Origin of the sequence: Bradyrhizobium niftali (assembly GCF_004571025.1) — a bacterium.
Classification (GTDB): Bacteria; Pseudomonadota; Alphaproteobacteria; order Rhizobiales; family Xanthobacteraceae; genus Bradyrhizobium; species Bradyrhizobium niftali.
The window spans coordinates 1-12,463 of record NZ_SPQT01000066.1 but is presented as its reverse complement, the minus strand read 5'-3'; the positions used below and the strand labels follow the sequence as shown (position 1 = coordinate 12,463).

Annotated in this window: 14 protein-coding genes; 7 read left to right on the top strand and 7 right to left on the bottom strand. The window is 58.0% G+C overall.

The features are described from left to right. Both E4K65_RS45320 and E4K65_RS45315 read left to right on the top strand, forming a co-directional pair. Positions 1-262 (top strand): transposase (locus E4K65_RS45320; protein WP_135179598.1); only part of this gene is annotated, 262 nt, incomplete at its 5' end. A 21-nt stretch (positions 263-283) separates the two neighbouring features. After that, entirely contained in the window at positions 284-1,375 is a 1,092-nt protein-coding gene (locus E4K65_RS45315) for a GNAT family N-acetyltransferase (protein WP_135179597.1), read from the top strand. A 246-nt stretch (positions 1,376-1,621) separates the two neighbouring features. Here E4K65_RS45315 and E4K65_RS45310 read toward each other — a convergent pair whose 3' ends face one another. Next, on the bottom strand, positions 1,622-1,975 hold the full coding sequence (locus E4K65_RS45310; protein ID WP_135179596.1) for a hypothetical protein: 354 nt from the start codon (positions 1,973-1,975) through the stop codon (positions 1,622-1,624). A gap of 2,033 nt (positions 1,976-4,008) precedes the next feature. Between E4K65_RS45310 and E4K65_RS48065 the strand changes: the two genes are divergently transcribed. Beyond that, positions 4,009-4,416: a hypothetical protein gene (locus E4K65_RS48065; protein ID WP_167771686.1), complete on the top strand. Its 408-nt coding sequence runs from the start codon at positions 4,009-4,011 to the stop codon at positions 4,414-4,416. A 1,001-nt stretch (positions 4,417-5,417) separates the two neighbouring features. On the opposite strand, the gene E4K65_RS45295 is transcribed toward E4K65_RS48065, so the two are convergent. Then, positions 5,418-5,615 (bottom strand): hypothetical protein, encoded by a 198-nt coding sequence (locus E4K65_RS45295; RefSeq protein WP_135179593.1) that lies wholly within the window; start codon positions 5,613-5,615, stop codon positions 5,418-5,420. A gap of 249 nt (positions 5,616-5,864) precedes the next feature. Here E4K65_RS45295 and E4K65_RS45290 point away from each other — a divergent pair, with 249 nt between their 5' ends. Beyond that, positions 5,865-6,560 carry an ATP-dependent DNA ligase gene (locus E4K65_RS45290; RefSeq protein ID WP_235886041.1) on the top strand — a complete coding sequence of 232 codons (696 nt, stop codon included), beginning with the start codon at positions 5,865-5,867 and terminating at the stop codon, positions 6,558-6,560. Between the two features lie 522 nt (positions 6,561-7,082). Here E4K65_RS45290 and E4K65_RS45280 read toward each other — a convergent pair. From E4K65_RS45280 to E4K65_RS45265, 4 genes are all read right to left on the bottom strand, one after another. Next, a complete protein-coding gene (locus E4K65_RS45280) occupies positions 7,083-7,319 on the bottom strand; it encodes a hypothetical protein (RefSeq protein WP_135179591.1) in 237 nt (78 codons plus the stop codon). A gap of 232 nt (positions 7,320-7,551) precedes the next feature. Further along, positions 7,552-7,782, bottom strand: a complete 231-nt coding sequence (locus E4K65_RS45275) for a hypothetical protein (protein ID WP_135179590.1) — start codon at positions 7,780-7,782, stop codon at positions 7,552-7,554. Next, positions 7,779-8,114: a hypothetical protein gene (locus tag E4K65_RS45270; protein WP_135179589.1), complete on the bottom strand. Its 336-nt coding sequence runs from the start codon at positions 8,112-8,114 to the stop codon at positions 7,779-7,781. The genes E4K65_RS45275 and E4K65_RS45270 overlap by 4 nt, the downstream gene beginning before the upstream one ends. After that, the gene (locus E4K65_RS45265; protein ID WP_135179588.1) at positions 8,115-8,381 is read right to left on the bottom strand and encodes a hypothetical protein; all 267 of its coding nucleotides are present in this window, start codon (positions 8,379-8,381) and stop codon (positions 8,115-8,117) included. Positions 8,382-8,700: 319 nt separating this feature from the next. Between E4K65_RS45265 and E4K65_RS45260 the strand changes: the two genes are divergently transcribed. The 3 genes from E4K65_RS45260 (at position 8,701) to E4K65_RS45245 (ending at position 11,566) form a co-directional block, all read left to right on the top strand. Beyond that, complete coding sequence (locus E4K65_RS45260) at positions 8,701-8,997, top strand: cold shock domain-containing protein (protein WP_167771685.1); 297 nt, start codon at positions 8,701-8,703, stop codon at positions 8,995-8,997. Positions 8,998-9,507: 510 nt separating this feature from the next. Beyond that, on the top strand, positions 9,508-10,347 hold the full coding sequence (locus E4K65_RS45255; protein ID WP_135179586.1) for a Crp/Fnr family transcriptional regulator: 840 nt from the start codon (positions 9,508-9,510) through the stop codon (positions 10,345-10,347). Between the two features lie 154 nt (positions 10,348-10,501). Further along, entirely contained in the window at positions 10,502-11,566 is a 1,065-nt protein-coding gene (locus E4K65_RS45245) for an IS110 family RNA-guided transposase (RefSeq protein ID WP_135179584.1), read from the top strand. Positions 11,567-12,154: 588 nt separating this feature from the next. Here E4K65_RS45245 and E4K65_RS48335 read toward each other — a convergent pair. Further along, positions 12,155-12,463, bottom strand: a 309-nt coding sequence (locus tag E4K65_RS48335) for a hypothetical protein (protein WP_209312158.1), incomplete at its 5' end; no start/stop codon positions are given.

The window sequence follows — 12,463 nt, the reverse complement described above, 5'->3', positions numbered from 1 at the left end:
CATTGGCCGCTTCCACGCGATGATCCGAAAGAAGGCCGAGATGGAGCTCGAACCTTGGATTGAGGAATCCAAGCGGAGCCTCATTGCCTCGTTCGCGAATGGCATTGCCAACGATAAGGGCGCGGTGCACGCGGCTATCACGCAACCATGGTCCAATGGCCAAGTGGAAGCTCAGATCACCAAGCTCAAGCTGGTCAAACGGCAAATGTACGGACGCGCTAAGCTCGATCTCCTTCAGGCTAGGCTGATTGGCGCGCCATAAAAACAATCACGATCATCGAATATGCGTCAGAGCCAAAATTGGACGCCGATGAGGGGTCAAATTTGCAAGCCGATTGACAGGCTGTCGCCTTACCTCGTGATCGTCCGCGATGGCGACAGCCGGCCGCTGGGCCTACTGCCGCTTGCCTTGCAAACAGCCTTCGGCGTGCGCTGCGCGAGCTTCATGGGCGGCGCGCATGCAACCTTCAACATGGGCCTGTGGGACCGCGATTTCGCGGCGACCGCTACCGAACACGATCTCCACTCGCTGACGGCGATGCTCGCCGCGCGCGACGAAGCCGACGTGCTCGTGCTGCGCCGCCAGCCGACTTACTGGCGCGACTTACAAAACCCCCTGAGGCTGCTGCCTCATGAGCCCTCGACCGTTCACTGCCCAGTGCGAACGATCGAGCCGGGCGCGACAACGGTGAGCCTGATCAGCGAATCTCTTCGCCGCCGGCTGCAGCGCAAGGAGCGCAAGCTGCAGCCGCTTGCCGGCTATCGCTATTACATCGCGTCTGAAGACGTCGACATCACCCGCCTGCTCGACTGGTTCTTCCGGATCAAGCCGCAACGAATGGCGCAGCAGAAGCTGCTAAGCGTGTTCGCCGACCCGGGCGTGCAGGAATTCATCCGCAGCGCCTGCATGACAAAGCTAGCCGACGGCGGCCGCGCGATCGAGATCCATGCGCTCGAATGCGACGAGGAGGTGATCGCGATCTTCGCCGGTGTGGCCGACGACCACCGCTTTTCGACGATGTTCAATACCTATACCATGTCGCGGAAAGCGAAGTGTAGCCCTGGCCTGATTCTTATGCGCTATGTCATCGATCATTTTGCCGGTCATTATCGCGCCTTCGACTTTGGCATTGGCTTGTACGACTACAAGCTGCTGGTCTGCCCGGACTACGAGCCGATCTTTGACAGCTTCATCCCGCTCAGCGTGCGCGGCCGGTTCGCCGTCGGCGCAATATCCGCCGTCAACGAAGCCAAGCGTTTCGTGAAAAGCAATCCGGCGCTGCTTGACATCGCTCAGAACCTGCGCAGCAGGTTGCAGAGTGCAAAAGCATTCCAAACGACTTCTCTGGTTTTCTTACTTCAAACCTGCTGCTAGTCGGTTGGGGACTTTAGCCAGGTCCGCGCGGCTGGCCCATCTCGACCTCGGACGAGGTGCGCCAACGCGCCCCTATCAGAGGCAGAGCGGACCTCATACGAAGTCGACCGTCATAGCTCTCGCTCCATTCGCGGGATGGCTGCGGTTTCTTTACCTTGACCCAGAACTTCTGCCGGCCGCCGCGATACGGCCGATAGACCAGCCCCTCACGCCCATGCGGCAGGCAGCACCTTACGCCGCTCTGCATCAGTCAACCTTCTGATCGCTGGAGCTGGCCGCCCGCCGCGAAGCTTCATCATCAGGTCGGTCGAAAACGACTTCAGCACCTTCGGTATTCGCATTTTCAGATGAGGACGTTCGGATCGAACGCTCTCCGCGCGCCTGCAGAGCAATTCCGGCGAATACCCACGCGATGATCCAGCAAACAGACCACAGCAGAAACCCGAAGCCCTTACCAGCCAGGAAGCCGGCTAAAAGCGAAAACGCGTAAGAGAGGAACGGCCATTTGCTGGGCCCTCCAACCAAGAGCACCGCTCCAATCGAGACCAAAAAAGGGACGAAAGAGACGGCTATGACCCCAATCAGTTCGACCGATTCCATGCGTGAGAATCCCTGATAAGAGGTTTTTCTCAGGGTATTGTTGAGCGCACGTGAGCGGAAGGATCGAGAGTTAACCTTGACAGTCGCAACGCGAGTGCCAGGCCTTTCATTCAAATTGGGTGAGTCCGGTTCTTCAGGCGAATCCGGTCGAAGGTTAGGCTCGAAGCCGAATTGTACCGGGGGCCCCAATGCGCAGCAAGTACAGGGCTGAGAAGCACTTTACGGACGCCAGTCGGACATTGCGCTCAATCTTGCGGCGCAACTACGGAACTACGTTACATCTGCGAGCTTCGCGAAACGGAAGGGATCGTCAATCTTTCTCTGACTTTGGGAGAGGCCCATGAGATCTCAGGCCGTAGATGGTGCGTGCGCCTTCGCGTGCGGAACTACTTGCTGCTCCACAGCGGCATCAGCGAGAACGACAACAGGTGTTCCGCAGGCTGCCTGTTGACGGCACAGCGAACCCATCGCGCGCAAAACGTCGCACCTTCTCCACTGCGAGCCTCCCTTTGGCTTGTTTTCGCAAGCCCATTATAAGTGTCGGAGTCAAAGTTCTCGCAGGTTGAAATGACGGACGCTAATCCGGTGTGGCCAATGGATGATAGCGCAATCGTTTGACTTTTCGCTGAATGTTGACGGCAGCGAAGAGCGCTGCGCAGAATAACAGCGCTTCCGCCAGACCCCCAAGCCCCCCACGTCGGAAGCGCTCTTTGGAAGGTAACGGCTCCAGTCCCACCGACTGGAGCCGTTTTCTTTTTTCGCCATGACTAAAGCGGGGTGCGCAGCTCCAGCGCTGAGGGGCAATGTCGGGTTCTCAGCGCCGGAGCCTCTTCGGCCTGCGCTTTGCGCAGGCAAACAACAAAGCTCGCATCGAATGACGAGTTCCTGAGGCGCAGTGTGCTCCATTTCAGGACTGACATTTTAATTGTGAGCGCCCCTCATTCGATGGTGGTTAGCTTGCCATCAGACCGGGCCTGACAAAGTTTGATCCCGAAACTATTTTGGCCCGGCCGCAAGGACTGCAAGGCCGCCTGCGGGCGGTCTTTTCTTGCATGTGGGCCAATTGCATTAAGCCGAATGGCGGCGCCCACATCGATGTTGAGGACAGTCACAGGCTTTTTGATTCATCGGCTTTGTTTGCGACGACGATATTGCTGCAATCACTAGGGCGGCGACGCTGGCCATCGGCGTTTCACTTGATAAGCCCGACGATGATCCTGAGCGTCGCATCGCCATAATCAGCGATGACGGACGTGAGATTGGCACCGTGCCCGTGTATTCAAGGCCCTCATACGAAAACCCGGCCCCATAAGGTGCAGCCGCTACGTCGGCGCGTGCAGTTGACCGTGAAGCCAGCCGGTTGTTCGTGGGGATTTCATCGGATCAACCAGATCGGCCACAAGCTGGTGGACGTCCTTGCACGCGGGGCACTCAAACGTCCGGATATCGAAGCCAAAGGGGCCGGGCGTAATCCGAGCCAGCACCGCTTCTGCTCGGCACATAGGACATAGCGTTCGGGGATGGCGGAGCATGTTGCACGCCTTGGTCAGGCGGGAGCGTTACAGAACTCTCAGTCACCGGTAGTTGCCGTGGTGGGCGGTGATGGAACCACTGTGGAACTCCGCTGCGTTCGGCGCTGGTCAGTATTGCTCACATGCCCGAGGAATTTGACGCGTCGTTAGTGAATTAGGTCGCCGCTAGATTCAAATTAGGGCAATTTGCCCTCAACCAGGCAGGCAGCGCCGGTGTCGGCGGTAGCCCCGGACATTGCTTAGGGGGCCGCAGTGTCTTCGTGTGACGCCACCTGTTTCCAGGATGCGTCAGGTGACGTAGAATGCTACTGCCCCTTGAAGCGGGACGTGCCGAAATCACCGTCCGGGCAAACGAGCAGCACTGGTGCTATCGGCAGGCACACTCCTCTTAGAGACCGTTTCTTAGCGACCGTTCTTTTTTCGGTTTCGCACCACCGTTCACCACGAATTTTGCGCGCTGCGTTTGCGGCGGCTCGTTCGAGTAATGTCGGGAGGAAAGCGATGGGCAAGGTCGATCGAAGGTCCGCACTGGGAATCGGGTTGGCTGCAGTTTCGGCTGCCATGGTCAAGCCAGCCGCTGCTCAAGCCACAAGCTACAAGGATACGACGCCTTGGCCAGGTGTCGTGGTGCGTGAATATGAAGGCGAAACACCATCCCTGATCCCAGGTTTTAAGACCGTCTCAATGCGCGATATCATTATGCAGCCGGGATCGAAGACCATGGGGCCCCCGATGATGAATGCCATGGTCTGCCATATCACCGAAGGGGAGCTTCGGCTTGAGCAGGAGGGAAAGACCTTTACGGGCAAGAAGAATTTTGTCTGGACCTGCAACAAGGAAACAAAAGAACAGGCCTACAACGACGGGAGTGCGGTCGCGATTATGCGGATCACCGACCTGAAGGCTTAACGCTCGTTTCTTCGCAAGAGATCGATTGTGGGAGCAGATGGCGCATGCGACAACGCGCCATCCACGTGCAGGACCGCCTCGGGTCAATCGCGTCGATCGGCGAGCGTGCCACCTATGTCCGGTCTACCCAACACAGCGGACTTCTGTGACAGCCCGAGCCTTCTCCGCCGTTGGGCCAACAGGCGACATTCGCAAAATGAAAGAGGCCGCCAACTGAAGCGGCCTTAGTGGATAGCTCCCAATTCCTTCGGCTCGGCGCTCTTTTGTGAGCGCCGGGGCAATCTGTACTGCTAGTCGCAACGGCGGACCCTGCGGACTGAACCGTCGTCGCGCTCGATCGTGACGGTGCGGCATCCACCGCGATATCCGCGATCATATCCGTAGGCGCGATAAGCGGGTCGCTCGTACTCTCGGTAGTAACGCCGCTCCGGGCCCACTCTCACGCCGCCGAGCGGAGTATCAACGGCAACTTGAGCTGACGCGGGCGCAATTGAGATTGGCGTGGCGACAGCGAAACCAGCAACCGCCAGTACACCGGCCAGTAACAGAGTTCTCATACGAGTTCCTCCTAAGTTATTGTTCCTTTCCAACATCCCAGGTAGGGCAAGGTTCCTGCACGAAATTCATCCAAACGGCGGGCGGCTCAGACTTAGGTCGCCCGCCTCGGATGGATACGGAAAGTGGTAGCCCGCCGCGCATACTCCTGAACCAAACAAATACCGACCGGAATGCCTGTCGAGGGTCAAAATGCGAAGAACTCAAGGTGAGCAAATCTAGTCCGCCATGCCTAAATAAGCGGACCTCGTGGAGCGAGGCCGCCAATTCGCCGAAGGGCGACAAGCGGGCTTCGGCTTGGAACGCTTTGCCGATTACCAAGTTTTCCCGATGCCCTTCCCCAAGGGCGACCCCGATTGGCCCCAGCTTCTAGCGTCTGCCCCAGGAGCTGGGGCATTTTTGCTCACATGAGTTCCGAAATGAAAGGGGGCCACCTTAGGGCAGTGTCAGTTCTTCGTGAGAGGTTTCTTTGGTTCCTCAACGATCGCCTCGACGAGATCACTCAGGGGCAGTTCGCCCGTGCGGTCCTTCAGATCGGCTGCACGCTGGATCAATCCGGACGCAACCTGAGGGTCCTTTGTTGTTTTGGCCATCCGCAGCAGCGTAGCTGCGGCCTCTCGGGCAAAGGAGTTGTAGCGCGGCACTTTTTTTCATCCCTACACCGAGGCCCCGTGGGATGAAGTCAGGGAACCGCGATGTGTTCCGATGCTTTGTACAAAAATGTACACAAGGAGCGAAAGGTCTGAGGGGGCGCTGCAAGCTGAGGCCCAGTGCGGCATCACGTTGCGTGACCGAAAGGATCAACTTAGCTCCTGCCCTTGGTCCCCGGCGCCTGCAACCGACCTCGCAAATTCCACCTCGCAAAAACCGCCGGGAATGCCTATTTTTCCCGAATGCTTTCATTTGAGTTTTGCCTGCCGACCAAGGCCACTATGGTCCCGGACGGCCCCGATTGGCTCCATGAAGTGAAGTATGATGGCTATCGCCACCGCCTGGAGCGCGATGGCGACCGCGTCCGCCTGATCACCCGTGGCGGCTACAATTGGGCCAGCCGTTATCCATGGATCGTGGAAGCCGCGCGCAAGATCAGGCAGAAGCAATTCGTGCTCGACGGCGAAGCGGTCGTGCTGGGCGTCGATGGCGTCTCCGATTTCAACGCGCTGCACTCGCGCAAGCACGATTACGAAGTGCAGTTCTGCGCGTTCGATATTCTTGCCGAAGGCGGTGACGACCTGCGTGTGCTCCCTCTATCGATGCGGAAAACGAACTTGGAGCGCCTGCTGGCGCGACGTCCTGAAGGCGTCTTCATCAATCCGTTTAAGCGTGGCGAGCTTGGGCCTGATCTCTTTCGAGCTGCCTGCAACATGGGCCTTGAGGGACTGGTATCAAAACGCCGCGACCGGCCGTATCAGGCCGGGCGGAGCAAGTATTGGGTAAAGGTGAAAAACCGCAGTCACCCGGCGATGCAGCGGGACTGTGAGGTCGCGACTGGCAAGCAGCAGCTTGTTGCACGCAAGCAACTCTTCTCTTGTTCCATGACTTGCGCCGTGTTTTCGGCTTCCCACGATAAGCCTGACCTGCGTAGATAATAATCTGCGCGCAAAGTTGGCTGGTATCATGATCGGCGGGGAAGAAGCCGCGCGCATTTATCCGGCGCCTACAGAAAGACAGTCTGTAGATGGTCTTTCTGTAACGCGCGGCCGTTCGTACTAGTCACGCAGGAGAATATCTTGGGCTTTCTCGCGCAGCCTAAGTTGCTACATTCATACTATTGCGATCTCATATTTTATAATGGGGCCGACTATGTTGGACGAGGAATTTAATAGGCAACGTGCGAAAATCTTACGTGAACTCGCAGAGCAATCTGACCCATTCATCAAAAAGCGCCTTTTGAATTTAGTGCAGCGCTACGAACCCAAGCGACAGCCAATGCCAGTGGACGAGCGGTTTGCAAAGTGCGGGGATAACGTCGATAGATAGGCGGCCATGGCGAGGCCGATCCTTTTCCCCTAACACAAAGCAGAAAAGCCCCGACGATGTTGCACGGCGGGGCCTTTCAAGAACATCAGGCACGGGTACATCCGCCGGCCTTCCGATCTAGATGTTTCCAATTACCGCATCCGATCTGGTGCGGACTGTGACGAAGCTGCGGCAGCGATAGGAACACATTGCGCCCGAAAGCGCTCGGCCTCCACCTCGGCCTTGCGCCATTCAGCGCGCCGCCGATGCTCAATTGCCAACTCCTTGCGCGTCTCCACGTCCCAGATGATCCAATCAATCTCAGCGCCGTCGAGCGTGCGCTTGATGCGCAAAACAGTGGACAGCACGATCACGACGTCGCCGTACACCAGACCCGGCCTTCATAGCCGGCGCCGGGGTCTACCGTCGCACCGCCAAGCGGACGGTCGAGCAGGCGCGCAGCGACGATGTAGCCGGCTTCATGGACAGCGATCCGACAGTCCTGATCGTGTACGGGCGCCCGAGCGAAGCGAGCAACTCTCGTATTCATCGATGTCGCCATCAAGGCCGCCGCCGTTGTCGGTCGTGCCTCCGACGCGCTTTAGAGCCAGGACCGGCCAGTTAGTGCAACGTCGCGGACGGCCGCTCCATCATCGCCTCGACAAGTTGCTGCAAGCCCTCCAAAGCCTTGCTCCGCCACGCCTCCAGCTCGCCGGCGTATTTCGACAAGTCCGCACGAAACTCTTCCCCGTCAATGTCGGCACCGCGAGCAAGCAGACGGCGCGCATAGGCCGTGAGCGCAAGATCGCGATGGCGGCACAACTCGGCGTTTGCGTCGTCTAATATTTTCATTTTGCGCCACGTTTCACGGCCAATCGCCAAATTCCGCCGTCACCCGGTCGAACGCGGGTGTTTTCCACGTCGCAATTCCAAACCGAACCGGAATGCGTGACGAATGACCCTGGCTGATATGTCCGCGATGCATCCCAAATGCCCAAGTAACGCAGTGTCGGGCGCGACTCGAGTTCCTTGAGCCGCTCTTTCAACGGCGCCGTTGCTTTCAGCACGAAGTCGCCGATCACGGGTGCCAGCGATTTGACGAGGCCTTCGATCTCGGCCCGCCGCTGTGGCGACACTTGGGCTTCGATCGCACGGCGCTCTTCCGGGGTTGGGACGTTTGTCATTTACACGTGTTTGATGTTGGGGGCTTTCCCATGGCGTCGCTCATACGCAAGCGAGAGCCGAGCTTGCTCGCGGACCAGCGCGCGACACGCTCGCATGTTGTCCGGATTATCGCGGCGCCAGAGCAGTTCGCGGATTTGCCTGGTTATCCGATTGATTGCAACAAGATCATCGGCTTCCGGCAAAATGCGAACCACCGAACGCCCCATCTTGCGGGCAACCAAACGGCGGCCAGTTTCCAGCTCACTCGCTGTTAGCCTGACAACCATTTTCGTCTCCTCATCATTTCGCAGTCGACCTTCAAATAGCAGATCGCGATCTTAACCTTCGTTACGCTGTAACTTGCGATGCAGTTTCTGCAGGGCCAGCTTCAAGGCTTGCGCGAGTGCTCGTCCATCTTCCTCGTCCCATTCCCGCAGCATTTACCGCGCAATCGCAATGCACTACTTGAAAGAGCCGGAATTCGATGCGGAGCTCGTTCAAGATCATCTGGCTAGTAGCTTTTCGATGGGGCGACAACAACTTTGAGGCACGCTTTGTACTAGCGCAGTTTCTTTTTTTCGCGGCAAGATGCCGGAAGCTGCGACATTGTTCGACCAGATCAATACTAAAGCACCAGAAAATTTCCGGCGATTTGGGATGCGTGAAGACAATGCCATAACTGAACGGCTGCCCCGATTTGCCGGTTCTGTTGAGGTGACGAAGGAGCGTTTCACCTTTGTGAGAAGTGGGTCGTACCCAGAAAGCATATTCGCTCATCATTCGGCAATTGCACCGGCCGTGCTCGACCAGTTGGAGGTCGGCTCTGACGTCAATTTCCGAGTGCGTTTCAATCGCGCAGGGCCTGTCGCTATCGATATGCAACTGGGCCGTCAAATCGACTGAACTGCGCGCCGCATTGGGTAGAAGCGCTACCTCACATGTATAAGAGGTGCGGTCGGGTTTGATATTTTTCCCTCCCCGGTGGGGGCTCGCTAAGCATGCTTTCCCCGCCGCGCAGAGTCCAAGTCGCGAAAGTATGCACGCGCAAACCAAAGCCCCGGCTCCCCGGGGCTTTCTTGCGGCCTATTATTACTGCATCTTTGCGACGTCTGAGGTGGGTCAGGAGCACCCGTTCAACGCAACCCTCGTACATCGTCCGGTTTCCCGCAGACAGCCGACATGGGGGCGGCCCTTTCGTTGTTCGGCTGAGGGCCAGGAGCGGACTTATGCATCGCGGATCGAAGGTGCCCGGTCTGAACGTTGACACGCTACTGGCCACGCGCCTGTGATCGCCGAAAACAACCGCGCCGGGTAATATTGAACGTGGATCAATACCGTTCGTGCTTGTCCGACTTCGACTGTCAGATATCCCGCGAGTTCCGACATACCGACTGTTTGCATAGGGGTGATCCGATGAATTCCAATGCAGATCTTTCGACAATTCTAAACCGCATTCTTGATACAGCGGCGGACAATCTCAGGATCGGAAAGATTCTTGTTCAAATGGGACTTGATCCCAACAACATCACCTACGACGCACTGTTTAATCGGTTGTTTGAAATTGTGTTGGCCAATATCACGCTCGCCAACATGTTCGGCTTGGTTGGCGCCATCTTCTTTGTCGCTACCTTGCTGATGCAAAGAATGGTGCCGCTGCGGGTCGCAAATATTGTCGGCTGTACATTCTTCGCAATTTCTTGCGCGCTTTCCGGAAGTGTCGCAACCTTTCTGCTTTATCTGCTGCTGTTGCCAGTCAATGCTGTTCGCCTCCGCCAACTGCTCAAGCTCGTTAAGAAGGCACGTAACGCGACGCAGGGTGACAGGTCGATGGAATGGCTCAAACCATTCATGACCGAACGTAGATATCGCCGAGGCGACATACTTTTCAGGAAGAGTGATGCCGCTACGGAAATGTTCCTCACCGTCACCGGGAAGTTTCTCGCCAAAGAAATTGGCGTCGAGCTTCCGCCAGGGCGTCTCATGGGAGAACTTGGCTTTCTCACTCCCAATAACCGACGAACCGCAACGGTCGAGTGCATAGAAGACGGCCAAACCCTGATCATAACTTATGAAAGGCTGCTTGAAATCTATTTTCAAAGTGATCAGCAATTCGGCTATTATATCCTCGTCCTGACCGGCCAGCGTCTCCTGGAAAACAACCACCGCCTCCAGGAAAGCATCGCGCGGCTGGAAGCAGCTCTCGCACAAGAGAAAGCGGCGCGACAGACGGCAGACGCGCGTGGCACAGCTTGAATGGCATTGACTGCTACAACACTGGTGGCACTGCTGTCGCCGCGCAGTGCGGCTCTCGCGACGCAACGATGTCCGCTAATGGGATGGTCCGGCCGTGCTCCGGCCCTGCCAGCACGAGAAGCTGGCAAGGGGCGCTCAAGACAAGGAGCACGCCATGTCTCAGAAACTCAACGCAGCGATCGCCGTGATCGGCATCGATATCGGCAAGAACTCGTTCCACATCGTGGGTCATGATCAGCGCGGCGCCATCGTGCTGCGGCAGAAGTGGTCACGCGGCCAGGTGGAAACGCGGCTCGCCAACCTGCCGCCGTGCTTGATCGGTATGGAGGCCTGCGTCGGCGCGCATCATCTCAGTCGCAAGCTCCAAAGGCTTGGCCACGACGCCCGCCTGATGCCGGCGAAATACGTGCGCCCCTACTCGAAGGGACAGAAGAATGACTTCCGAGATGCGGAAGCCATCGCCGAGGCTGTCCAACGCCCGACCATGAAGTTCGTCGCGACCAAGACCGCCGATCAACTCGACCTTCAGGCGCTGCACCTCGTCCGCGATCGATTGGTTGGTCAGCGTACCGGCGTCATCAATCAGATCCGTGCGTTCCTGCTCGAGCGGGGCATCGCCGTACGGCAAGGCCTGCATTCCCTGCGGTCCGAGTTGCCGGGCATCCTCGCGACGCGCACCGATGTGCTCTTGCCTCGGATGTTGCGCATCATCGAGGATCTGGCGGGAGACTGGCGCCGGCTGGATGCGCGTATCGAGGGTCTATCTAGCGAGATCGAAACACTAGCCCGTCAAGATGGGGCCTGCCAGCGACTGATGACGGTGCCCGGCATTGGCCCAATCATCTCGAGCGCAATGGTGGCCGCGATCGGCACCGGAGACGTGTTCTCGAAAGGCCGCGACTTCGGCGCCTGGCTTGGACTTGTGCCAAAGCAGATATCGACCGGCGACCGCACGATCCTCGGCAGTATATCAAGGCGCGGTAATCGCTACCTGCGCGCGCTGTTCGTGCAAGCCGCGTGGGTTGTTCTGGTCAAGGTCAAATGCTGGGAGCGCTATGGCCTCAACTCTTGGATCGAAGCCGCCAAGAAGCGATTGCACCACAATGTGCTGGCGATTGCGCTCGCCAACAAGCTCGCCCGGATCGCCTGGGCGGTCCTCAACAAGGAACGCGCCTTCGCATGCGTCAAGACGGCGGAGACGGGGTCCCGACCTGCTTGATCCTCGCGCCGTGCGCGGGGCCGTCAAGGCGCAGCCTGGCAGCAGGAAAGCAAGACGTCAGGACAGCACGATGGCCGGCCTTGACGGCCCCTTGCGCGCGGCGCGTCTGCGCACGCAGGCCGGGACGAAGCAACGACCGCCAGGCAGGAACAAAGGAACAGTGCGAAGTGAGGAGCTATCGATGACGTAACAACCCTTACCCGCCGAGGTCTGCGAGAGGATGAGACGACGATGGAGAATCGGTCTTCCCGGCGCAGGTGAACCCTGGTGACCCAAATGGCCCGGTCGAGGCCTGTCCGCTAACCAGATCACATGCGCGCTGATATCCATGATGGCCCGGAGCACGCGCTCCAAACAGAGGCCGGATACATTGATGCAAGACCGTATCCACCGGATCGTCGAAATCTTCTTGCACCCCACGGCCGGACCATACATTGGGGTCACAAGCTGCCCTTGGCAGGTTGCTTCACCTTGGTCGGCTCATCTCCCGGCAGCAGACATTGCGGCTCTGCGGGCGAAAGTCAGCAACGGGGCCATAAGCCGACTCCATCCAACGAACAGAGCTTTGCCGAGACGCTGGGCCAAGTACTATGCATCGTCGATTGCATCTAGAACGAACTTTATTGGATCGGGGGGAGGCGTATGATTCACCCCGAATGGCTCTCTAAGCCAGCCCTTCTCTCCGTTCACCAATATCGGCGGAAATGCGGGAACGTCGAAATACGCCACTTCCCAGAAGGAAACGAGTTGGTTGGCTTCTTTGGAAACTAGCCTAAGCTCCAGAGTGCGGCCAGTGGTCCCACTGGCACTTTGGTGATGGGAAGGAGCAGTTTCATCGATCAGCAAGCGCAGATGTGGCTCCGATATTTGCGGCATGAGATATCGTCCGAGTTTCTT